We start from the raw sequence: 24,111 nt of genomic DNA, 5'->3' as shown, positions 1-24,111 counted from the left end.
CTGTCGCAGCACTTACGCCGCGCCGCTCAGCGCCGGATAATCCACATACCCACGCGCACTCCGCCGAAGAACGTGTCGCGCTGCGCGTCGTTCATCGGCGCACCTGTCTTCAGCCGCGTCACGAAATCCGGATTCGCGAGCACCATCTGGCCGTACGCTTCGAGATCGGCGAGGCCCGCTGCGACATCCGTACCGATCGCGTCGCGCGTGCGTCCCGGCCGGTTCACGATCAGCGTGCCGCTCCAGCGCTCGCGCAGGTCCGCGAGCAGCGGCTCGTCGCCCTGGTGCATCACATGCAGGTAGACGAGGCCGAGCTGCGTCGCCAGATGGCGATACAGGTCCGGCCCTTGCGCGCCTTCGTCGATCCCCCACAACGTGGTGCCGGGCGACAGGCGCATCGCCGTGCGAATCGGCGGATTCGCAGCTCGTCGCGCGGCGGCTCGCCACGTTCCGCAATCACCTGTATGCGTCGCCGCGCTATCTGGAGCGCTCGGGCGAGCCGGACGACCTGACGCGCCATCAGTGCCTGAGTGTGCAGCGCGTCGATGCGTGGACGCTGCGTGACGGCGCGCGGGAAGTCGAGGTGCCGGTGGGCGGGCGGTTCGTCGTGAACAGCGTCGGCATGAACCGGCAGCTGGCCGTGCACGACACGAGGATCATCCAGATGCCGGAGGAGGTGGTGGCCGACGACGTGGCCGCCGGAAGGTTGCGTCGCGTGCTGACCGGATGGGAGGGCACGCCGGTGCCGGTCTATGCGATGACGGAAACGCGTTTGCTGCCCGCGAAGACGCAGATTTTCATCGAGTTTCTGCGCGAGCATTTCGCGCGGGCGTGATGGGTTGTGCCGCGCAGATTACGCTTATTTGGCGTTGCGGTTCGCGGCCGCGGGCGACATCGACGATTCGCTGACCGGCACCATCCGCGCCTTCGTATCGTTCGCAGCTTTCGCATCGTCGTCGGGTTCGAGCACGAAGCGGAACGAATCGACCCGCTGCATCACCTTCGCCGCATACGCGTTCGAACCGCCGTAGTTCTTCAGCCCGGCCTGCACGTTGCCGCCGGCCGCTCTCACATAGCCCGACAGGATCGCGGACCCGACCTCGACGTTCGCGTTCGGCTCGGTCAGATCCTTCACGTTGCGCAGCAGGCCGCGGTGCGCGGTCGGCACGACCTGCATCAGCCCCGTCGCGCCGTGCTGGCCGCGCGCCTTTTCCTGGAAGCGCGATTCGATCGAAATAATGGCGTAAACGAGTGCCGGCGGCAGCGAATATTTCGTCGCAGTAACGCTCACGATATCGGCGAGCTTCGCGGCCCGTTCCTTCGCGACGCCGAATTTCTTCGTCAGGTAGGACGTGATGCGGCGGTTTGCTTCGTTTGGCTGATCGTTGGCGAGCGGCGCGGATGCGACGGACGATGCCGATGCGGCCGCTTCGGGCGCGGATGCAGGCAGCGCGGGCGCTTGCTGCGCCGATGCCTGTTGCGCGATGCCGAGCGAAAGCACGATCAGACAGAAAAACCGTCGCATGGTGGAGTGCCGGGAATTGGGAGGCGCATAGTATATCGACCAATCGCCGCCGGTGGTCGAGCGCCGGCTCGAATGAAAGCGCCGTGTAGGCTTGTATCGGTTCGCGACGATCGATGGGCCGATCGTTGCACGGACACGCATCGGAGTCCGGATGAACGTCGCCGCCGGTTCCGGGATCGTATCCTCATTTCACCGTGCACGGGGAAGCGTCGCGAACCGCCTACGCGCGCCGCGCGGCCGCCATCCGCGCGACTGCGCCGATCGCATCGCTGACGAGCACCGCGAGCAGCCCGACGATCACGCCGCCCTGCAGCACGAACGCGGTATTCGAAGTCTGCAGGCCCGCGATGATCACGTCGCCGAGTCCGCGCGCGGCGACCGTCGAGCCGATCGTCGCGGTGCCGAGATTGATCACGACCGCGAGCCGGATGCCGTTGACGATCACCGGAAACGCGAGCGGCAGCTCGACCGACACCAGTTGCTGCCAGCCGCTCATCCCCATCCCGCGCGCGGCGTCGACGACGTCGCGCGGCACGTCTTCGAGCCCCGCGATCGTGCTTTCGAAAATCGGCAGGAGCCCATACAGCACGAGCGCGATCAGCACGGGTTTCAATCCGAAACCGACGGCCGGCACCGCGAGCGCGAGCACCGCGACGGGCGGGAAGGTCTGGCCGATGTCGACGACGCTGCGCGCGACCGGCAAGAAATCCGCGCCGGCCGGCCGCGTGACCGCGATGCCGGCCGCGACCGCGACAATCGTGCCGATCAGGCTCGACAGCGCGACCGTGCCGAGATGCGCGAGCGTGAGATCGAGCAGGCTCGCGCGATCGTAGATGGCCGGCGCGCCGTTGTCCGCGAACGGCGCGAACAGACCTTGCAGCGATGCAGGGCGCAACAACAGCACGAGCAGCAGCGCGAGTGCGGCCGCACGGGCCGCATAGGCTGGCAACCGCCGGCGCAGCGCCGAACGCGTTGGTCGCACGACGTGCGTGGTCATGCGGGCTTCCTCGCGTGTGCGCGGATCGCGTCGAGCGTGATGCGGCGCGTGTCGCGGCCGTTGCCGTCGTCCACCGGCAGCGCGTCCGCGCCGCGCCACAGCAGTTCGGACACCGCATCGCGCAGCGTGCGCGTCGCGGCGATCGGTTCGCCGTCGGCATGACCGGGTTCGGCCACCGCATCGATCGGGGTCAGCGCGAGCAGGCGCAGCGGCCGGTCGACCCCCGCGACGAGCTGCTCGACGACGCCGGGCGCCGGCTTGCCGAGAATCTCGGCGGGCGGCGCGACCTGCAGCAGCCGTCCGCCGTCCATCACCGCGATCGTGTCGCCGAGCTTCAGCGCTTCCTCGATATCGTGCGTGACGATCACGACCGTGACGCCGAGGCGGCGCTGCAGCGCGAACAGGTCGTCCTGCGCCTTGCCGCGAATGATCGGATCGAGCGCGCCGAACGGTTCGTCCATCAGCAGCATCGCGGGCTCGGCCGCGAGCGCGCGCGCGACGCCGACGCGCTGCTGCTGGCCGCCCGACAACTCGTGCGGCAGCTTGTCGGCGTATTCGGCCGGCGCGAGATGGAACAGGTCGAGCAGTTCGTTCACGCGCGCTTCGATGCGCGCCGGCGGCCAGCCGAGCAGGCGCGGCACGGTCGCGATATTGCGCGCGACGCTCCAGTGCGGAAACAGTCCATGCCCCTGGATCACATAACCGATGCCGCGCCGAAGCTGCTCGGGCGCGATGGTCGCCGTATCGACGCCGTCGATGCGGATCGTGCCGCTGGTGGGCGCGATCAGCCGGTTGATCATGCGCAGCAGCGTCGACTTGCCGCTGCCCGATGCGCCGACGAGCGCGGTGATCGTGCCGCGTTTCATCGTCAGCGATACATCGTCGACGGCGACGACGTCGCCGAAGCGTTTGCCGACACGTTCGATCTCGATCATCCCGCACGCCCCTTCGCGAGCGACGTCGCGGCTTCGAACACGACGGCGGCCGCCAGTGCGAGCGCGATCGTCGGGATCGCGCCGAGCAGCACGAGATCGGCGGCCGATTGCCCGATCCCCTGGAAGATGAAAGTGCCGAACCCGCCGCCGCCGATCAGCGCGGCGACCGCCGTCAGGCCGATGTTCTGCACGAGCACGATGCGCACGCCGCTCAGGATCACCGGCAGCGCGAGCACGAGATCGACGCGCAGCAGCCGCTGCGCGCGCGTCATGCCCATCGCGCGCGCCGCTTCGGTCACGTGCGGCGGCACTTGCTCGAGCCCGACCACGACGCTCGATGCGATCGGCAGCAGCGAATACAGGAACAGCGCGAGCACCGCGGGCGCGACGCCGATCCCGCGAATGCCGAGCGCGGCCGCGAGCGGCACGTGCGCGGCGAGCAGGCCGAGCGGCGCCATCATCAGCCCGTACATCGCGATGCTCGGGATCGTCTGCACGACATTGAGCACGGGCATCGCGACGGTGCGCACCGCCACGATGCGCGCGCACGCGATGCCGAGCGGTACACCGGCGACGAGCGCGGCCGCGACCGAGCCGCCCGCGAGCGACACGTGCCGGGTCGCTTCGCGCCAGAAATCGTCGCTGCGCACCGCGTATTCGCGCATCACGGAGAGGCCGTCCCACCAGCCGCTCGCGAGCGGCACCGAGATCGCCGCAATCGCGACGACGAGCGCGACGAGGCGCCGCCACGGGCCGAACGCGAGCCGCGCGAGCGCGTCGGCGACGAGCACGGCCCACGCGAACAGCAGCAGCCAGACACCGGCGGCGGGCGACACGCGCGCGAGCATGTCGTCGGGCGCGACGGTATGCGTCGCGGCCGCGCCGACCGCATACGCGAGCGTCGCGAGCCACGTGCAGCCTGCCGCGAGCCGCCACGCGGGGCGGCTCGCCGTCATCGCCCACAGCGCGCCGACGATCCACAGCGCGGTGAGCGCAGCGCCCTGTAAGGCGGGCAGCGCGGCAAACACCGACAGCCCCGTGCCGGCCGCGATCCGGTTCGGCCGCAGCACCGCGAACGGCATGCCGAGCACCGCGACGATCGTCAGGACACCGATCAGGATGCCGACCTTGTCGGGTATCACGCGCCGCGCGGACGTCGCCGCGCGACCCGTCATTTAACGAAGCCCTTCGATTTCAGGTAGCTTTTCGCGACACCTGCCGCCGGCTCGCCGTTGATCTGGATGCGCGCGTTCAGCGTCTGCAGCGTCTTCAGGTCGAGGCTCGCGAACACGGGCTTCAGGTAATCGGCGATCTGCGGATGTGCTTTCAGCACGGCTTCGCGGATCACGGGCGTCGGCGCGTAGACGGGCTGCACGTGCTTGTCGTCGTCGAGCACCGCGAGGCCGCTCGACGCGATGCCGCCATCGGTGCCGTAGACCATCGCGGCGTTCACGCCGTCGGTCTGGTTCGCGGCGGCCTTGATCGTCGCGGCCGTATCGCCACCGGACAGCACGACGAGCTGCTCGGGCTTCAGCTTGAAGCCGTACGCCTTCTCGAACGACGGCAGCGCGGACGCGCTGTTCACGAATTCGGCCGACGCCGCGAGCTTCAGCTTGCCGCCGCCCGCGATCCACTTGCCGAAATCGGAGAAGGTCTTCAGGTGCTGCGATTGCGCGACGGGCGCGAGCACGGCGACGCCCCACGTGTTGTTCGCGGGCGCCGGTGCGAGCCACACGAGATGGTTCGCCGCGTAGTCGAGCTTCTTCGCGGTGTCGTAGCCTTGACTTGCGTTCTTCCACACCGGATCGTCGGCTTTGTTGAAGAAGAACGCGGCATTGCCGGTGTATTCGGGGTAGATGTCGATCTCGCCGCTCGTGAGTGCCTTGCGCACGATCGGCGTCGTGCCGAGCGCGATCTTTTCGGTGACCGGAATGCCGTGGGCCTTGAGCACCTGCGCGATCAGGTTGCCGAGCAGGTTGCCTTCGGTGTCGATCTTCGACGACACCACGACGGGCGTGTCGGCGTGCGCGCCGGGCGCGACGAGGGCGGCGGCGAACGCGAGGCCCAGGATCCGGGCGGGCAGGGCGAGTTTCATCGAGGCCAATCTCCAGGACGGGGGCGTACGCCGAAAGTTACTTGACTGAGCCGGCTTTGGCAAACCGCGTGCGGCTGCGTGCCCACAGCCCGTGTGGGGATAACCCGCATTCGTCATGCGGGCTTGTTACACTGGAATCCGTTCCCGCCTGCGGACACTTGCTGACATGAAGCCCGAGCTGCTGGTCCTCATCGCATTGCGCGGCGACGCGCATCGCGAGATCGCCGCGTCGTTCGACGTGCGCTACGCCCCGACCGCCGAAGAACGCGAACGTGCGATCGCCGAATACGGCGGCACGATCCGCGCGGTGCTGACCAACGGCAGCACGGGCCTTGCCGCTGCCGACATCGACCGGCTCCCGCGGCTCACGTTCGTCAGCGCGCTCGGCGCCGGCTACGAGCATATCGACGTCGCGCATGCGAAGGCGCGCGGCATCACGGTCGTGACGGGCGCCGGCACCAACGACGATTGCGTCGCCGATCACGCGTTCGCGCTGCTGCTCGCGGCGGTGCGCGGCGTCGTGCGGCTCGACGCGAAAACCCGCGCGGGCGTGTGGCGCGAAGGGCTGCCGATGCCGCCGAACGTGTCGGGCAAGAGGCTCGGCATCGTCGGACTCGGCAAGATCGGCGAGAAGTGCGCGCGCCGCGCGGCCGGCTTCGACATCGAGATCGGTTATCACAACCGGTCGGCGAAGGACGTTCCGTACCGCTATTTCGACCGGCTCGACGCGCTCGCGCAGTGGGCCGATTTCCTGATCGTCGCGACGCCGGGCGGCGCGGGCACGCGGCACATGATCGACCGCGCGGTGCTCGATGCGCTCGGCCCCGGCGGCTTTCTCGTCAACGTGTCGCGCGGCAGCGTTGTCGATACCGCTGCTTTGGCGGATGCGCTGCGCGAAGGGCGCATCGCGGGCGCGGGGCTCGACGTGTATGAAGGGGAACCGGAGCCGCCGCGCGCGCTGACGGATCTCGACAATGTCGTGCTGACGCCGCACATGGGCGGCTGGTCGCCAGAGGCGCTCGATCGTTCGGTGCAGCAGTTTCTCGACAACGCCGCGCGGCATTTCGCGGGGCAGCCGGTGCTGACGCCCGTTTGAGTCGGGTTTTTCGCAGATAAGACAGTGCGGACGGCGACCGACGTCGAAAAGACACCGGTCGCCGTCCGCTTTGCGTTACACGCGCACGCTCAGGACGAAACCAGCGGCACCGTCACCGACGTGCCGGCCGGATCGAGCGTCAGACCGGTGCCCGGCGTCGGCCGCAGCGTCGCCTCGTTGTCGCTGGACAGGACGACAAGGCCCAGCCGGTGGCCGGCTTCGAGCTTGTAGTCGCGCGGCATGAACGTCAGCTTCAGGTCGTACGGCATCCCGGGCAGCACGGGTTCCGACAGCCAGTCGGACAGCCGGTTGCGCGGGTCGGTCCATGCGCGCGTGACGATCGTCGCCGTGCCATCCGGTGCGCGGTCGACCAGCAGCGCCGTCACGTTGGCCACCCCCGTGAAGGTCAGCCTGACACGGGCCGTTGCGGTGCCTGACAAGCGCGTGGCGGCCGTGAACGGCGCGGTCTCGAAGCGGCTGCGGTTTTCGCCGGTCGGCGCATTCGCGAGCGTAAGCGCGGTAATGCGCGCATCGTCGGTGAAGCGTGCGAGCGGGCCGCCGGTCGGCATCCGCAGCAGCGTGCCGATACTCGCGCCGTCGCCGCCCGCGAAATACGAAACCGGCGTCGCGTGGCGCGCGGCCCAGTCGGCTTCCCTCAGCAGCTTGCCGTCCGCCTGCTCGATCACCGCGCGCGGATCGCGTTCGACGTCGTTGTCATAGCCGATCAGGTAGCGCGTGAACCACCGGTTCACCTCCGCGGTCCACGCCTCGGCCATCGCCGGCACGCGCGTCGGATCGGTATGCTTCAGGCGATGCAGCCACAGTTGCGTCGGCACGCCCTGGCGCCGCATCGCGAGATACCACGACGTCGACTGGTCGACGCGCACGTTGTCGTCGGTCAGCCCCTGCGCGACCAGCGCCGGCGCGGCCGCGAACGCGGTCGGGATGTCGCGCGCGGCCCAGAACGGCGAATAGTCGCCGGTCGTGCGGTTTTCCTTCTGCAACGCTTCGTCGATCAGGTGCGTGCAGCGTTCCGGATGCGCGTTCGTCAGCAGCGCCTTGATATACACGTCGACGTCCTCGCCCTGATAGCCTTCCGGCGCGCGCACGAGCCCGCCCGAGCGGTAATAGCCGTACATGTTCGACAACCCGGCGACCGGCACGATCGCATCGAGCCCGCGCGTGCGCAGGCTCGCCACCATCTTCGGCAGCGTGCCGTCGTACGACACGCCGTACATGCCGACGTGGCCCGTCGACCAGTTCGCGACGACCGTCTTGCCGCTCGCGTCCTTCGCGGTGGCATCGCGGCCGAGCCAGCGGATCACCGACGCCATCGCGACCGATTCGTCGCGCGTCAGGATCGTCGGGCAACCGTCCGAGCCGGCGGTGCCGAGCGAATCCGCATAGACGATCGTGAAGCCGCGCGGCACGAAGTAGCCTTCGATCCACGAGCGCCCGGCGGCGGCCGCTTCGAGCTGCTGCAGCATCCGCGTCTGCGGCGCGGCGGCCATGATGCGCGCGGACGTCGATGCGGACGCGGATGCGCTCGCGGCCGGATGCGGCGTGCCGTCGAGTTCGACGTCGACGTCGTGGTTCGGGCTGTCGGCGAGCCCCGCGTAGTACGGGCTCGCGAGCACGATGACGGGCGTGCGCGCGCCGTCCGCGGTTTCGGCCGGGCGCACGATGCGCACGTGGATGCGGTCGCGCGTGCCGTCGCCGTCGGAATCGACCGGCGTGTCGATCCACGCGTTCTCCTCGATCGTGCCGCCCGACAGCGACGGCTGCACCTGGCCGTTCGCGATCACGGGCCGGTAGCGCCCGCCGCTGGCCGGGTTGGCGTACGGGACGCCGGACGGCGAAATGCGCGACGTTAGCGACTGCGTATCGGCCGCCGATGCGGCGGCCCCCTCCTGTTGGCCTTGCGCGAGCGCAGATGCACCCACCGCGCTGCCGCCGTCGTCGCCGCCGCACGCGGCGAGCGTCGCGGCCGCAACGAGCGCGGGAAGCCATGCGCGCCGCAATCCGGTTCGATGAATGTTCATTGTCGACCTCGTTCTTGTTTGTGATTGTCCTGAACCGGCCGGTCCGCGATATGCCCCCTGCGGCCTGGCCGGGTGCTGCATCGGATGAAGCGGAACTGCACCTTCGAAAGCGCCGGGCGAGACGCCCGGATGCCACGGCCGGTGTCGGCGCACGTGATGCGGCGCGCCACCCGGCGAGCGTCGGGACGACTGCATCGTTTCGACCGGAAAGCGTCAGCGCGGCGGCCGGTTCTGGCCGCACGGCCGAAGTGATGCCGGCAGCGCGATGTCAATGCAGGAGTGCGAATCAAATGCGGACATGCCCGACCTTCCTTCAGGTTTCAGATGAAACGGAACGGCACGATGCGATGAGGCGGGGGTGTTGCGAACGACGGTGCTGCAACGGCAGGAAAGCGCGACGCGTGTCGGCGTGGCTGGCCGGATTTCTTTCCGGAAGCTTGCGCAAACTTATCTCAGTGAAATCTCGGTGTCAAACTTTTTTAGTTTGTGTCAAACAAAGTTTCGGTGCGTGCACGCCATGCGGCCGCCGATCCGCGCGGCATCGGTCGCGACTTCGCCGGCATCCATCCGTAACAATCAAAAACAGTCCGAAAGGAGAGAGAGGTCCGGACGATTTCGGTCACGCCGGACAACGGCAACAGCGTCGGTTTCCACGACATCGCGTAACGCCCGCGCCGGACGCCGCGCCTATTCGTCGCGCAGTGCTTCGGCCGGCCGCACTCGCGCGGCACGCCAGCTCGGGTACAGCGTCGCGACGCACGACATCAGGAACGCGGCCGCGGCGATCTCGATCACGTCGATCGCCGCTAGCTTCGACGGCAGCGAACTGAGGAAATAGACGGACGGGGTCAGGAAGCGGATGCCGAGCAGCTGCTCGATCGCCGGCAGCACCCACGGGATGCTGACCGCTATCGCGCAGCCGAGCGCGACGCCCGCCAGCGTGCCGGCGAGGCCGATCGTCATCCCCTGGATCGCGAAGATCTTCGTGATCGACCCGCGCAGCGCGACACCCGTCACGCTGCCCGCGTTCGTCAGCAGCGCCTGCGCGTCGACATAGGGCGCGACGGCGCGCACGGCCGGGTTCTGCAGCGATTCGTGCGCGGTGAGCCGCCAGTCGGGCAGCGCGCCGGACGGCGAGAAGATTTCCACATGCGCGAGCACCGACAGCATCCGGTCGCGCACCTCGGTGCGAAAACCGTTCATCACCGACAGCACGACGATCAGCGCGGCGACGCCGAGCGCGATGCCGGCCATCGCGGCGCCGGCAATGAACGACACGAAGCCGTCGCCGGCCGAGCGCCGGCCGCCGCGCGCATAGCGCAGCCCGATCTGCCATTCGAACGGGAGTTTCAAGCAATTTTCTTTCAATTCGATACGAACCACGTCGAGCCGCGCATTCTAGCGAACGCGGCGCGAGTGCGTTCAGAGGTTGCGGCGCAGGCGCAGTACCGCCCGACCGGCCGGTCGTCGGCCTGCGTCGCACGCCGGCACACCGATATTTCCATCGTTTCGGCTCTGACCCATAATGTCGGCCAGCATCCGGTCGAACAAAACATTCCAAGCATTTACGGCGCAACCAGGGCCGCGCCGTCACAGACCAATAAATCTCGGGGTACGTCGCCGCAGCCGGCAGCACGTCCTTGACAAGGAAATAACAAAATGGATTTGCTGCGTTTCCTGCTGCTCCTGCCGATTCGCGCGGCGGGCTTCGTCTGGCGCCTGCTCGGCCGCGTGCTGCGGCCGCTGGTCGGCGACGTGTCGTGGACGGCGCCCGCGTGGGCGGGCATCACCGCCGCGGCCGTGCGCCGCCGCCCGTGGCATGCCGGCGGCATCGTGCTGCTCGCGGCCGCGCTCGGCTACGGCGGATACTGGTTCAAGCATCGCCCGAAGCCGCCCGAGCCCGAGACCGTCGGCTTTACCGTAAAGGCGCCCGCGGTCACGGCCTACGAGGTCGACGACAGCGACAAGCCGAAGATCACCCTGCATCCGCTCGAAGTGGCGTTCTCCCGATCGGCTGCGCCGATCGAACGGGTCGGCAAGCCGGCCGGGCAGGGCATCGAGATGACGCCCGCGCTGAAAGGCGCGTGGGAGTGGGCCGACGACAAGACGCTGCGCTTCACGCCGGCGGCAGACTGGCCGGTCGGTGCGCACGTCGAGGTGCGTTTCGCGGTGCACCAGGTGTTCGCGCCGCAGGTGACGATGCACGACGACCATTTCGCGTTCGACCTGCCGGCCTTCACCGCGACGTCGGGCGACAACCAGTTCTACCAGAACCCCGACAATCCGGCGGAGAAGCAGGCGCTGCTGCAGTTGCGCTTCAACTATCCGGTCGATCCGGCCGAGTTCGAGAAGCGCATCGGCCTCGTGCTGGTCGGCCGCGACGGCAAGACCGTGTCGCCGCTGCGCTATACGGTCAACTACGACAAGATGAAGACGAGCGCGTGGGTCCATTCGCAGCCGCTCGAGATTCCGCGCGATCCGCTGTCGGTGCGGCTCGACGTCGACAAGGGCGTGAAGAGCGCGCGCGGCGGCGACGGCACGCCGGCGGTGCTGCACGCGTCGGTCGGCGTGCCGGGGCTCTACAGCCTGTCGATCGGCAACGTCGCGCCGACGCTCGTCGACAACGAGCGCTACGAGCCCGAGCAGGTGCTCGTAGCGGAAACGTCCGACGGCGTGCGCAGCGCCGATCTCGCCGCGCGCGCGAAGGCGTGGGTGCTGCCGAAGCGCAAGCCGGGCGTCGATCAGTCCGACGACGATCCGCCGTACGAATGGACCGTGGCCGACATCAGCGACGCGGTGCTGAAGCAGTCGAAGCCGCTGCCGCTTGCAGCGGTGCCGACCGAGAACGACTTCGCGACGCTGCAAAGCTTCAAGTATCACGCGACGCCGGGAGACCGTATCGTCGTGCGTTTCGAAGGCGACCTGAAATCGGCCGGCGGCTACCTGCTCGGCGCGCCGGTGACGACCGCGTTCACGGTGCCCGACTACCCGAAGCTGCTGCGCTTCATGGCCGACGGCTCGCTGCTGTCGATGAGCGGCAGCAAGCGGCTGTCGGTCGTATCGCGCAACCTGCCGGGGATGAAGGTCGAGATCGGCCGCGTGGTGCCCGACCAGCTCCAGCATCTCGTGAGCTTCAACAACGGCACGTATGCGCGGCCCGAACTGTCGTATTCGTTCAGCGAGGATCACATCGTCGAGCGCTTCGTGCAGAAGCGCGCGTTCCCGGCGGGCGACCCCGGCAAGGCGCATTACGAAGGCATCGATCTCGGCCAGTACCTGAAGGGCGGCAAGCGCGGCGTGTTCCTGCTGCACCTGTCGAAGTACGATCCGGCGGCCGAAAAGAAGCAGGCCGACGATGCGAAGGAGGGCGATGCTTCGTCGGGCGACGGCAGCCAGGATCAGTCCGACAACGCCGATTCGGGCGACAGCAGCGGCAACGGCGACGACAGCGACAACGCGCTCGGCGACACGCGCCTGATCGTCGTGACCGATCTCGGGATGCTGGTCAAGCGCGGGCTGGACGGCAGCCAGGACGTGTTCGTCCAGTCGATCCGCAACGGCCGCCCGGTTGCGGGCGCAACCGTGTCGGTGCTCGCGGTGAACGGCCAGACGCTGTTCTCGCAGACCACCAGCGCCGACGGCGTCGTGCATTTCCCCGCATTCAAGGGGCTCGACCGCGAGAAGCGTCCGCAACTGTACGTCGTGAAGAAAGACGGCGACCTGTCGTTCCTGCCGGTGGCCGGCCGCGACCGCCAGCTCGATTTCTCGCGCTTCGACGTCGACGGCGAACGCAACGCGACGGGCCAGGGGCAGCTGTCCGCGTACCTGTTCTCGGATCGCGGCCTGTACCGGCCCGGCGATCCGTTCCACATCGGTCTGATCGTGCGCGCGGCAAGCTGGGCGCGCAGCCCGGCCGGCGTGCCGCTGCAGGCGGAGATCGTCGATCCGCGAGGGATCACCGTCGAACGCAAGCCGGTGACCGTCGACGCGACGGGTTTCACGGAGCTCGGCTATACGACGGCCGAAACGTCGCCGACCGGCACGTGGACGGTCAACCTGTACATCGTCAAGGACGGCCAGCCGGGTGCCGAGCCGATCGGCAGCACGACGGTGCAGGTGAAGGAGTTCCTGCCCGACCGGATGAAGGTCGACGCGAAGCTGTCGCAGCAGGTCGTCGAAGGGTGGGTGAAGCCGAAGGGGCTGAAGGGCATCGTCGATGCGCAGAACCTGTTCGGCACGCCGGCCGAGAAGCGCCGCGTCGCGGCGACGCTGACGCTGCGCCCGGCGTGGCCGTCGTTCCGCAGCTGGCAGGGTTATCGCTTCTTCGATGCACGCCGCGCGAAGGAAGGCTATACGACGACGCTGCAGGACGGCACGACCGACGACAAGGGGCATGCCGAATTCGATCTCGACCTCGACAAGTACGCGGACGCGACCTACCAGCTCTACTTCCAGGCGAAGGCGTATGAAGCGGAAGGCGGGCGCAACGTCGCCGCGAACGCGCAGACGCTCGTGTCGAACAACGACTGGCTCGTCGGCTACAAGTCGGTCGATGATCTCGGCTACGTGAAGCGCGGCAGTCCGCGCACGGTGCGGCTCGTCGCGATCGACCCGGGCGCGAAGGCGCTCGACGTGAAGGACCTGCGCGCGCAGCTCGTCGAGGAACGCTACGTGTCGGTGCTGACCAAACAGGATTCCGGCGCGTACAAATACGATTCGCGGCTGAAGGAAGTGCCGGTCGACGAGAAGCCGCTGACGATTCCGGCAGCCGGGCTCGACTTCGCGCTGCGCACCGACAAGCCGGGCAGCTATGCGCTCGTGATCCGCCGCGCGGACGGCACCGCGGTGAACCGTATCGAGTATTCGGTGGCGGGCGACGCGAACGTCACGCGTTCGCTCGACCGCAACGCCGAGCTGCAGGTGAGCCTCGCGAAGCACGACTACAAGCCGGGCGAGCAGGTGGAGATCGCGATCCGCGCACCTTACGCGGGCAGCGGCCTGATCACGATCGAGCGCGACAAGGTGTATGCGCACGCATGGTTCCATGCGGACACGACGAGCTCGATCCAGCACATCACGGTGCCGGCCGGCTTCGAAGGCAACGGCTACATCAACGTGCAGTACATCCGCGATCCGTCGTCGGACGAGATCTTCATGAGCCCGCTGAGCTACGGCGTCGTGCCGTTCTCGGTGAACCTCGACGCGCGCCGAAATGCGCTCACCGTCGATGCGCCGGCGCTCGTGAAGCCTGGCGAAACCGCCACCTTCACCGTGCATTCGGCGAAGCCCGCGAAGGTCGTCGTGTTCGCGGTCGACGAAGGCATCCTGCAGGTCGCGCGCTACAAGCTCGGCGATCCGCTGAAGTTCTTCTTCCGCAAGCGGATGCTCGAAGTCGGCACGTCGCAGATCCTCGACCTGATCCTGCCGGACTTCGAGAAGCTGATGGCGATGGCAGCACCCGGCGGCGACGCCGACGACGCGATCGGCCGCCAGTTGAACCCGTTCAAGCGCAAGCGTGACAAGCCGGTCGTCTACTGGTCGGGGATCGTCGACGTGAGCGGCGACACACGCCTGAGCTACACGGTGCCCGACTACTTCAACGGCAAGCTGCGCGTGATGGCCGTGTCGGTGTCGCCGGACCTGGTCGGCACGTTCGAAGGCGCGACGACGGTGCGCGGCGATTTCGTGCTGTCGCCGAACGTGCCGACGACGCTCGCACCGGGCGACGAGGCCGACGTGAGCGTCGGCGTCGCGAACAACCTGACGGGCGTCGGCAGCCAGCCGGTGCCGGTCGCGGTCACGCTGAAGACGGGCCCGCAGATGCAGGTGATCGGGCCGGTGACGCAGAACGTCGCGCTTGCGCCGCAGCACGAGGGCGTCGCGCTGTTCCGCGTGAAGGCGACCGACACGCTCGGCTCGGGCATGCTGTCGTTCGGCGCGCGCTACGGCGCGAAGGGCGCGCAGCAGCGCGTCGACGTGTCGGTGCGGCCGGCGGCTGCGTTCCGCACGCAGCTCGACATCGCGCGGCTCGATCCGGGCAAGAAGGCGAGCGTGCCGAACCTGCGGCCTATGTACGACGCGTATGCATCGCGCGACGCGAGCATCTCGACCGCGCCGCTCGTGCTGTCCGAAGGGTTGTCGTCGTATCTCGTCAACTTCGACCATTACTGCAGCGAGCAGATGGTGAGTGCGGCCGTACCGCGCGTGTTCGCGTCGAAGTGGCTGTCGGTGCGTGCGCTGACGAGCGCGATGCATGCGACCGAAGCCGGCGCCGATGCGGCGAACGCGAGTGCGATCGCGCAGTTCGTCGGCGTGCTGCGCAGCCGGCAGAACGCGCAGGGTGGTTTCGGCCTGTGGAGCGCGACGCCGGATGCCGATCCGTTCGTGTCCGCTTACGCGATGCACGTGCTGCTCGACGCGCGCGAGCGCGGCACGGCCGTGCCGAAGGACATGCTCGACGCGGGCAACCAGTATCTGCAGAAGCTCGCGGCGAACGATTCGCTCGGTTCGCTCGACCTGCTGCGGCAGCGTGCATACGCGGTGTATCTGCTGACGCGCCAGGGCAACGTGACGACCAACAGCCTCGCGGCCGTGCAGAAGCGCCTGCAGGATGCGTATCCGAGCGACTGGAAGAACGATCTTGCGGCTGCGTGGCTCGCCGCGTCGTATCAACTGCTGAAGCAGGACAAGGAGGCCGCCGCGCTGATCGCGGTCCCGCAGGCGCTGCTCGAACGCAAGCGTGCGTCCGACGGCGGTTACGTGACCGGCTACTACATCGATCCGCTGACGCGCGACGCGAGCGTGCTGTACCTGCTCGCGAAGCACTTCCCAGAGCGCGTGCGCAAGCTGTCGCCGCGTGCGATGGACAACATCGCCGCGCCGCTGGTCGACAACCGCTACAACACGCTGTCGTCGGCGATGACGATCCTCGCGCTCGATGCGTATGCGGCGTCGAACGCGGGCCAGCTCGATCAACTCGCGATCGACGAGGTGCGCGCGGGCGCCGCGCCGAAGGACGTGTCGTCGATCCAGGCGAACCTCGTGCGCTCGGGCACGTGGGCGGCCGGCGCGTCGCGTGTCGATTTCGTGAACGGCAGCGCGCTGCCCGCGTGGTGGGTCGCGAGCCAGTCGGGCTACGACCGCGGCACGTCGACGAAGGCGATCAAGAACGGGCTCGAGATCGTGCGCGACTACACCGACACGAACGGCAAGCCGCTCGACAGGATCACGCTCGGCCAGGAGATCGACGTACACCTGAAGATCCGCGCGACGGGCTCGGCGAACGTCGGCAACATCGCGATCGTCGATTTGCTGCCCGGCGGCTTCGACCCGGTGATCGCGCCGCCGCCGGCGACCGACGCGCAGGACGGCGACGGCAATGGCGACGGCGGCGCGTCGGCGCCGGCGGCCGATGCGCCGTGGCGCTCGCCGATCGGCGTGACGGGTTCGACGTGGCAGCCGCAGTTCGCGGATGTGCGCGAGGATCGCGTGGTGATCTACGGCACCGCGACGACCGACGTACGCGAGTTCGTCTACCGGATCAAGGCGAGCAACGCGGGCCGCTTCGTCGCGCCGCCTGCGTATGGCGAGTCGATGTACGACCGCCGCGTGCAGGCGCAGGCGCCGGGCGGCACGACGCTGACGGTGGAGCGCGTGCGATGACGGTACGGCTGCACCGGCCTTGCAAGCCGCGCCGGATGCGAGGAGCGCCCGCGCGTGGCTGACGCATCCGTGCTTCGGCGCGCGTTGCATGGCGCCGGCCGCTGGCTGCATCGCTGGCAGAACTGGATCGCCGGCGCGCTGCTCGTGTTCGGCGCGCTGGCCGCGTGCCGGCTGTGGCCGCATCCGCCGCTGCGCGACTGGAAGCCGTCGTCGGTCGCGGTGGTCGACGCGCACGGCCGGCTGCTGCGGCTGACGCTCGCGAAGGACGACCGCTACCGGCTGTGGGTGCCGCTCGACCGGATGTCGCCGCAGCTCGTCGAAGCCGTGATGCTGCATGAGGACCGCTGGTTCCGGTGGCATCCGGGCTTCAACCCTTACGGGCTTGCGCGCGGCGCATGGATCACGTACGTGCGCGGCGGCAATCCGCAGGGCGGCTCGACGCTGACGATGCAGCTCGCGCGCTCGCTGTGGCGTCTGAACACGCGCACGCCGGCCGGCAAGCTCGAGCAGGTCGCGCGCGCGGTGCAGCTCGAACTCTTCTACTCGAAGCGGCAGATCCTCGAAGCCTATCTGAACGACGCGCCGTACGGCCGCAACGTCGAAGGCGCGGGCACCGCGAGCGTCGTCTATTTCGACCGGATGCCCGACGCGCTGACGCTGCCCGAGGCGCTCGCGCTCGCGGTGATTCCGCAGGACCCGGCCCGGCGCGTGCGCGGCGGACAGGACGAGATCAACCGCGCGCTGGCCGCGTCGCGCAACCGGCTGTACGCGCGCTGGCTGACGAAGCACCCGCGCGATGCGTCGCTCAAGCCGCTGTTCGCGTTGCCGCTGGCGATGCGGCCGCTGTCGGCGCTGCCGTTCGACGCACCGCACGCGGTTGATCAGGCGCTTGCCGCGCGCAGCGCATGGCGCACGACATCTGGCAACGCCGATGATACGAGCGATGCCGGCGCGCGGCTGGTGACGACGCTCGATCTCGATCTGCAGCGCACGCTCGAACGGCAGATCGCGCGCTACGTCGCGCGCAACGACACACGCGGCGTGCGCAACGCGGCCGCGCTGCTCGTCGATACGCGCGACATGGGCGTGAAGGCGCTGGTCGGCTCCGCGAACTTCTTCGATCGCACGATCGACGGGCAGGTGAACGGCACGCTCGCGCGGCGCTCGCCGGGCTCGACGCTCAAGCCGTTCATCTATGCGCTCGGCTTCGACCAGGGAGTGCTGCATCCGCAGACCGTGCTGCGCGACGTGCCGACCGCGTTCGGCCCGTATGCGCCTGAGAATTTCGACGGCCATTTCCTCGGGCCGATCACCGCGACCGATGCGCTGAACCGCAGCCGCAACGTGCCGGCCGTGTGGGTCGCGTCGCAGCTCAAGTCGCCCGATTTGTATGGTTTCCTGCAGGAAGCCGGCGTGCGCCGGCTCGCGAGCGCGCAGCACTACGGGCTCGCGCTGGTGCTCGGCGGCGGCGAAGTGACGGCGCAGGATCTCGCGGCGCTTTACGCGATGCTCGCGAATCGCGGCGAGTTCAGGCCGCTGCGGCTGCGCGCGGACGAACCGGCCGCACCCGGCCGGCGCCTGCTGAGCGCGGAGGCGAGCTACATGACGATGGACATGCTGCGCCAGCACCTGCGCCCCGACGAGACGAGCGGTGCGCAGCCGTCGAGCGGGCCGGTCTATTGGAAGACCGGCACGTCATGGTCGTTCCGCGATGCGTGGACGGCCGGTGTGTTCGGCCCGTATGTGCTGGTTGTATGGGTCGGCAACTTCGACAATTCGACCAACACGGCGTTCGTCGGCGTCGATGCGGCGGCGCCGCTGTTCTTCCAGGTCGTCGATGCGCTGAACGCCGAGCGCACGCTCGTCGAGCCGCCGCGTGCGGTGCCGCCGCACCTGAAGCGCGTGCGGATCTGCCTTGCAAGCGGCGATTTGCCGAACGAATGGTGCCCGCAGCAGGGCTGGACGTGGTTCATTCCGGGCACGTCGCCGATCCGCGTGAGCGCCGTGCACCGGCCCGTCGTGATCGACGATGCGACGGGGAAGGCCGCATGCCCGCCGTACGACGGCAGGCGCACGCATACGGAGATCCTCGAGTTCTGGCCGTCGGACCTGCAGCAGGTGTTCGCGCAGGCCGGCATTCCGCGCCGGCGGCCGCCGCAGAACGCGGACTGCCGCGATGCGGGGCAGGTCGACGGCGACCCGCCGCGCATCACGTCGCCGCTGCGCGGCAGTACCTATGCGATGCGCGTGAAGAGCGCGGACGATACGCGCATCGCGTTCAACGCGACAGCCGACGCGAGCGCGCATGCGCTGTACTGGTTCGTCAACGATGCGTATGTCGGCCGCAGCGCGCCGGGCGACGCGCTGTTCTGGCAGCCGCGCACGGCCGGCAGCTACGCGGTGCGCGTGGTCGACGATCACGGGCGCAGCGACCAGCGGCCGCTGGCGGTCGGGCTCGAGCAGTAGGCGCGCGCGACGAAATCGATCGCGGCGATCTCGCCCATGCGGTAGACGAACGCGGCGCAGCGGGCCAGGTCGCTGGAGCGGGCGGTCACTTATGCGATCCGTCCGGGCCGCCGCTCCGTGCGCCGAAGCAGGCACCGCGCGGGCTGCCCGCTGGCACCGCTTCACGCGCTGTAGCCGATCCTCAGGACACCCCATTGCCGTCCGCCGACGACGATGGGTGCCGAAACGTCCTTCATCAGCGCGAAGTTGCCGTTGCCCATGTCGCGTCGATAGGTCTGCAGCAGGAACGGCTTGGTATGCGATACGGAGGTGCGCGCCGTCCGGTCCGTGTAGATCCGGCGGTTCCGGCAGTTCGCCGCATTCCAAGCGGCGTCTGCGCGCTGGGGCAGCGAGAACTTCCGGTTGTGGGTCGGCAGGTAGCACTGCCGGTCGAAGCTGGCGCAATAGACGATGCGTTCGTCGATCTCGAGCACCGGCTCCTGGACGGCCGGCAGCACGCGATCGGTGAAGGCCGTGAAGCGCGTCATGAACTGCTGCGGATCGGTGCCTGGAATCGGTACGTAGTTCGCATCGAACAGCGCGTCGAGCGCGATATCGCCGCGCGCGACCGCATCGTCGAAGAGCCTGCTGATCGCCGCGGCCGTGTTCCGCGCGGTTTCGATGAAACGCGTGTCGGGCGATTCGATGCCGGTCGCGGCCGTGAGTTCGATGAGCGTCTCGGAGACGGAGAGCAGGTTGCCGAGCCGGTCCTTGGCCTGCGAGAAGTTGTCGCTCGAATCCTCGACGCCGGTCGCCATTTCGCCAACCTGTTCCTCGAGGCGGTGACACTGCGTCTCGATCTCGTCCGTCAGCGATGCGATCTGTTCGGCTTCGCCCGCGAGTTCGGTGATCGCGTGCCCTGTCGTGTGCACGACCTCGCCGATCGTGCGCGTGCCTTCGCGGACGCGATGGGCGCGCGCGGCGTTGTCGGTTCCCTCCGCGATCAGGTGTTCGGTCTGCTCGGCAAGGCGCGCGAGGGTCGTCTCGATCTGGGCCGTCGCCTGCCCGGTCTTCGCGGACAGGTTCTTGACCTCGGCCGCGACGACGGCGAAGCTGCGGCCCGACTCGCCGGCGCGCGCGGCCTCGATCGCGGCGTTCAGCGCGAGCAGGTGGGTCTGGCGGGCGATGACGGAGATCTCCTCGGACACGGCCCGCACGTGATCGAGCGCGTCGCGCAGCGCACCCATCTGGCTGCCGATCGAGGTGACGCCCTCGACGAGGCCGTGGATGTCGGCGAGCGATGCCTCGATCGTCTGTTGCGACTTCTGGACCGCGCTCGACGCATTGGCGCTGACGGCGCGCACCTGCTGCGCGGCCTCGGCGATCCGGTGGTTGCCGCGCAGCGTGACGGCGGCCGATTCACGCAGCGTGTGGCAGACCTCCGCCTGCCGGGCGACACGGGCGGCGACTTCCTCGACATGACCCGAGACGTCGCAGATCTCGATGCCGAGCTTGCCGGCCTGCTCGGCGATGTCGCCGACGAGCGCGCGCGATGAACGGCGGCCGCGGCCGATTCCGAAGAGGTTCACGTTGCTGGGTCTCCTTGAGGGCACGCATTCCCGGCCATTGACGGATTTTGGATGTGCGCTCCTGACTTGACGGCAGCACGGCCGCCGACTTGAGGTCGGGTAAACGTCAGGATCGGCAATCCGGAATGTCGGGCCGGCGCCGCGCGTTCCCCGTTTTTGCGGCGGCCGTGTTCCGACGCGGGGGCCGGACGAGCGAGTGCCGATCGCCGATCGCCCGTCCGGATGCGCCGCGTCAGAATACGTGGTGGATGCCGACGTTGGCGCCGACCGTCGTGCCGGGCAATCCGAACAATGCGCCGCCCGTGATGCCGAGGCCTGTATTCATCGCGCCGTGGTTGTTGACGACGCCGACTTGCGCGTAAAGGCCCGTTCGCTTCGACAGGCTGTAATCGGCGCCGACCGCGGCGAGCAGCGAATGATTGTGCGAATCGTTGCGATCGGTCGTGTACCACGCGCCGGTATTCAGGTCGAGGGCCGGCGTGACGCGATAGTCGAGGCCGGCGCTATACACGTTGTTGCTGAACGAGCCGGCGACCTTGTAGCTCGTGAACGACGCCTTGCCGGTCACGGGCCCGAACGTATACGCGGTGCCGATCGTGCGGCCGACGAACGCGACCGTGCTCGATACCGGCGTCGGCGACGTGCCGCCGTTGCCGTCGTAGAGTGCCGCGTTGAGCATGAAGCCGCCGTTCGTATAGGTGAGGCTGCCGGAATACTGGCGTCCCGCCTGGAAGTCCCCGGCTTTGCCGCCGAACCCGAACATCGCGCTGCCCGTCAGCCCGCCGATCGTCGGGCTCGTGTACGAAATTGCGTTCGGGTTGAACAGGCCCGTGACGAGCACGTTGTCGACGTACGGGACCAGCGCGGCGCCGAAGTGCGAGATATTGCGAGGGTCCGAGCCGAGCACCGCAAGCACGAACGGCGAGAACTGCAGGCCGACCTTCGTCTCGCCGAAGCCGCCGTCGAGCCCGACCCACGCCTGACGGCCGAAGAAGTTGCCGTTCGAATGGCCGAACGCGCCGTCCGTGATGTTGAATCCGCTCTCCAGCTTGAACTTCGCGTGCAGTCCGCCGCCGAGATCCTCGGTTCCCGTCATGCCGAAGTTGGTCGGCGTCATGCCCGTATCGGTCAGCGCGAACTGGCGGCCGGCGTTGGCGCCGGTCGTCGAGTTGAGCGACCGGCTCGTGTAAAGCAACGCCGCGTCGAGGTCGCCGTACAGCGTGATGCTGCTCTGCGCGAAGCCGTTCGTGCTCGCCGCCGCGCCGAGCAGCGCCGCGCAAATCGTCCATGTCCTGCTCTTCATCGTCTGTCTCCGTTTTTGTCAAGTTTTGTAATACGTACGACTAATCAACACTGCGATGACGGATGCGATGCATGCCGTCTGCATGCCGTGCTGTCGGGGAACGCACGGCGGTGCCTCGTGCGGGCCGGAATGCGGCCGCGTGCCCGGCGTGGAGCGCGGGCGCGCGACCGCGCTCCGGCGCAGCGATGCGCCCGCGCAAGTGGGCGGTGTTACATCGAGCGGTTCAACTGATCGAGAATGGCCGGATTCTCGAGCGTGGACGTGTCCTGCGTGATCGCCTCGCCCTTCGCGAGCGAGCGCAGCAGGCGCCGCATGATCTTGCCCGAGCGCGTCTTCGGCAGGTTGTCGCCGAAACGGATGTCCTTCGGCTTCGCGATCGGCCCGATCTGCTTGCCGACCCAGTCGCGCAGCGTCTTCGCGAGCGCCGCCGCTTCCTCGCCCTCCGGGCGCGAACGCTTCAGAACCACGAACGCGACCACCGCCTCGCCCGTCGTGTCGTCCGGCCGGCCGACCACGGCCGCCTCCGCAACGAGCTCGTGCGACACCAGCGCCGACTCGATCTCCATCGTGCCGAGCCGGTGGCCCGACACGTTCAGCACGTCGTCGATCCGGCCCATGATCGTGAAGTAGCCGGTGTCCTTGTCGCGCACGGTGCCGTCGCCGGCCAGATAGAGCGTGCCGCCGAGCTCTTCCGGGTAGTAACTCTTCTTGAAACGCTCCGGATCGCCCCAGATCGTGCGGATCATCGCGGGCCACGGGCGCTTGACGACGAGGATGCCGCCTTGCCCGTTCGGCACGTCCTGGCCCGTCTCGTCGACCACCGCCGCCATGATGCCCGGCAGCGGCAGCGTGCACGAACCGGGCACGGTCGGCGTCGCGCCCGGCAGCGGCGTGATCATGTGGCCGCCCGTCTCGGTCTGCCACCACGTATCGACGATCGGGCAGCGCTCCTGGCCGACGTGCTTGTGATACCACATCCACGCTTCCGGGTTGATCGGCTCGCCGACCGTGCCGATGATGCGCAGGCTCGACAGGTCATGGCTCTTCGGATGCACCTTGTCGTCGGCGTCGGCCGCCTTGATCAGCGAACGGATCGCGGTCGGCGCGGTGTAGAACACGCTGACCTTGTGGTCGCCGATCATCTTCCAGAAACGGCCCGCGTCCGGATAGGTCGGCACGCCTTCGAACACGACCTGCGTGCCGCCGCACGCGAGCGGGCCGTACGTGATGTACGTATGGCCGGTGACCCAGCCGATGTCGGCCGTGCACCAGAACACGTCGGTCGGTTTCCAGTCGAAGGTCCATTTCATCGTCTGCGCGGCCCACAGCAGGTAGCCGCCGGTGCTGTGCTGCACGCCCTTCGGCTTGCCGGTCGAGCCCGACGTATACAGGATGAACAGCGGATGCTCGGCGCCGACCCATTCCGGCTCGCAGCGGTCGGACTCGCCGTCCACGATCTCGTGCATCCACAGGTCGCGGCCCGCATGCCAGTCGATCTTGCCGCCGGTGCGGCGATAGACGATCACGCTCTTCACGGCTTCGCAGCCGCCCATTGCGATCGCTTCATCGGCGATGCTCTTGAGCGGCAGCGTCTTGCCGCCGCGCGCCTGCTCGTCGGCGGTGACGAGCGCGACCGCGCCGACGTCGACGAGCCGCTCGTTCAGCGATTTCGCGGAGAAGCCGCCGAACACGACCGAGTGCGTCGCGCCGATGCGCGCGCAGGCCTGCATCGCGACGATGCCTTCGATCGACATCGGGATATAGATGACGACGCGATCGCCCTTGCCGATGCCGCGTTGCTTCAGCGCATTCGCGAAGCGCGACACGCGCGCGAGCAGATCGGCATAGGTGACGCGCGTGACGGTGCCGTCGTCGGCTTCGAAGATTACCGCGACGCGCTCGCCGTTGCCGGCTTCGACGTGACGGTCGAGGCAGTTGTACGACGCGTTCAGCTCGCCGTCGTCGAACCATTTGTAGAACGGCGCGTTGCTCTCGTCGAGCACCTTGGTGAACGGCTTGTGCCACGCGAGGCCCTCGCGCGCGAGACGCGCCCAGAAGCCTTCGTAATCGCGCTCGGCCTCGGCGACGAGCGCGCGATAGGCCGGCATGCCGGAAATGGCCGCCGCCTGCTCGAGCGCCGCGGGCGGCGCAAACTGGCGGGTTTCGTGAAGAACCGATTCAATCGTGGACAAGAGTGTCTCCATGCGTTCTTGTGATTCCGGGGGGCGTTCGAGAAAACGCAACATGCGTGCCAGCAGCGGTGATCGATGCATGCATTCTGCGAAAGCCGCGGCGGCCGTACGCGTTTCGGTCGATCCGATCGAAAGGACGGCGTCGCGGACAGCGGCGCGATGCGGCTGGTCGTTCAGATTTGCAGCACGTTGTGTTGCAGTCCTAAACAGCCGGTTTACGACGGCGAAGC

At 68.3% G+C, this 24,111-nt stretch carries 14 protein-coding genes and 2 pseudogenes; 4 read left to right on the top strand and 12 right to left on the bottom strand.

Translation table 11 applies throughout. The annotated features are described in order from the left end of the window. Window positions 1-12: 12 nt before the first annotated feature. Window positions 13-407 (bottom strand): annotated as a pseudogene (locus DM992_RS23465) (alkene reductase); the annotation flags it as partial. A 2-nt stretch (window positions 408-409) separates the two neighbouring features. Here DM992_RS23465 and DM992_RS23460 point away from each other — a divergent pair. Continuing rightward, window positions 410-835: pseudogene (locus DM992_RS23460) on the top strand (substrate binding domain-containing protein); the annotation flags it as partial. Between the two features lie 24 nt (window positions 836-859). Here DM992_RS23460 and DM992_RS23455 read toward each other — a convergent pair. From DM992_RS23455 to DM992_RS23435, 5 genes are all read right to left on the bottom strand, one after another. Next, complete coding sequence (locus DM992_RS23455; protein ID WP_111018851.1) at window positions 860-1,525, bottom strand: lytic transglycosylase domain-containing protein; 666 nt, start codon at window positions 1,523-1,525, stop codon at window positions 860-862. A gap of 220 nt (window positions 1,526-1,745) precedes the next feature. Further along, a complete protein-coding gene (locus DM992_RS23450) occupies window positions 1,746-2,522 on the bottom strand; it encodes an ABC transporter permease (protein WP_111018850.1) in 777 nt (258 codons plus the stop codon). Then, a complete protein-coding gene (locus DM992_RS23445; protein WP_111018849.1) occupies window positions 2,519-3,457 on the bottom strand; it encodes an ABC transporter ATP-binding protein in 939 nt (312 codons plus the stop codon). Before DM992_RS23445 ends, DM992_RS23450 begins: the two co-directional genes overlap by 4 nt. Continuing rightward, on the bottom strand, window positions 3,454-4,632 hold the full coding sequence (locus tag DM992_RS23440) for an ABC transporter permease (RefSeq protein ID WP_111018848.1): 1,179 nt from the start codon (window positions 4,630-4,632) through the stop codon (window positions 3,454-3,456). Before DM992_RS23440 ends, DM992_RS23445 begins: the two co-directional genes overlap by 4 nt. Then, a complete protein-coding gene (locus DM992_RS23435) occupies window positions 4,629-5,552 on the bottom strand; it encodes an ABC transporter substrate-binding protein (RefSeq protein WP_111018847.1) in 924 nt (307 codons plus the stop codon). The genes DM992_RS23440 and DM992_RS23435 overlap by 4 nt, the downstream gene beginning before the upstream one ends. A gap of 166 nt (window positions 5,553-5,718) precedes the next feature. On the opposite strand from DM992_RS23435, the gene DM992_RS23430 reads away from it, so the two are divergent. Next, complete coding sequence (locus tag DM992_RS23430; protein ID WP_111018846.1) at window positions 5,719-6,648, top strand: 2-hydroxyacid dehydrogenase; 930 nt, start codon at window positions 5,719-5,721, stop codon at window positions 6,646-6,648. Between the two features lie 89 nt (window positions 6,649-6,737). Here the strand turns inward: DM992_RS23430 and DM992_RS23425 are convergent, their stop codons facing one another. Together DM992_RS23425 and DM992_RS23420 are read right to left on the bottom strand one after the other, a co-directional pair. Then, complete coding sequence (locus DM992_RS23425; protein ID WP_111018845.1) at window positions 6,738-8,690, bottom strand: Xaa-Pro dipeptidyl-peptidase; 1,953 nt, start codon at window positions 8,688-8,690, stop codon at window positions 6,738-6,740. A 687-nt stretch (window positions 8,691-9,377) separates the two neighbouring features. Continuing rightward, window positions 9,378-10,043 (bottom strand): ABC transporter permease, encoded by a 666-nt coding sequence (locus DM992_RS23420; protein WP_162631722.1) that lies wholly within the window; start codon window positions 10,041-10,043, stop codon window positions 9,378-9,380. 306 nt (window positions 10,044-10,349) lie between these two features. Between DM992_RS23420 and DM992_RS23415 the strand changes: the two genes are divergently transcribed. Together DM992_RS23415 and pbpC are read left to right on the top strand one after the other, a co-directional pair. Further along, a complete protein-coding gene (locus DM992_RS23415) occupies window positions 10,350-16,352 on the top strand; it encodes an alpha-2-macroglobulin (RefSeq protein ID WP_111018843.1) in 6,003 nt (2,000 codons plus the stop codon). A 54-nt stretch (window positions 16,353-16,406) separates the two neighbouring features. Further along, window positions 16,407-18,818 (top strand): penicillin-binding protein 1C, encoded by a 2,412-nt coding sequence (gene pbpC / locus DM992_RS23410; RefSeq protein WP_111018842.1) that lies wholly within the window; start codon window positions 16,407-16,409, stop codon window positions 18,816-18,818. On the opposite strand, the gene DM992_RS41790 is transcribed toward pbpC, so the two are convergent. The 4 genes from DM992_RS41790 to acs all read right to left on the bottom strand — a co-directional run bounded on the left by DM992_RS41790 (window position 18,770) and on the right by acs (window position 23,881). Then, window positions 18,770-18,907, bottom strand: a complete 138-nt coding sequence (locus DM992_RS41790; RefSeq protein ID WP_162631721.1) for a hypothetical protein — start codon at window positions 18,905-18,907, stop codon at window positions 18,770-18,772. The two genes, pbpC and DM992_RS41790, sit on opposite strands and share 49 nt — an antisense overlap. Before the next feature lie 72 nt (window positions 18,908-18,979). Continuing rightward, window positions 18,980-20,386, bottom strand: coding sequence for a methyl-accepting chemotaxis protein (locus DM992_RS23405; protein WP_111018841.1), 1,407 nt, complete (start codon window positions 20,384-20,386; stop codon window positions 18,980-18,982). 232 nt (window positions 20,387-20,618) lie between these two features. Then, the gene (locus DM992_RS23400; RefSeq protein ID WP_111018840.1) at window positions 20,619-21,689 is read right to left on the bottom strand and encodes a porin; all 1,071 of its coding nucleotides are present in this window, start codon (window positions 21,687-21,689) and stop codon (window positions 20,619-20,621) included. Between the two features lie 209 nt (window positions 21,690-21,898). Continuing rightward, window positions 21,899-23,881 carry an acetate--CoA ligase gene (gene acs / locus DM992_RS23395; RefSeq protein WP_111020359.1) on the bottom strand — a complete coding sequence of 661 codons (1,983 nt, stop codon included), beginning with the start codon at window positions 23,879-23,881 and terminating at the stop codon, window positions 21,899-21,901. Between the last annotated feature and the right edge of the window lie 230 nt (window positions 23,882-24,111).

The organism is Burkholderia sp. JP2-270 (genome assembly GCF_003233675.1).
In the GTDB taxonomy this organism is placed as follows: domain Bacteria; phylum Pseudomonadota; class Gammaproteobacteria; order Burkholderiales; family Burkholderiaceae; genus Burkholderia; species Burkholderia pyrrocinia_C.
This window is presented reverse-complemented; position numbering and strand designations above follow the sequence as displayed.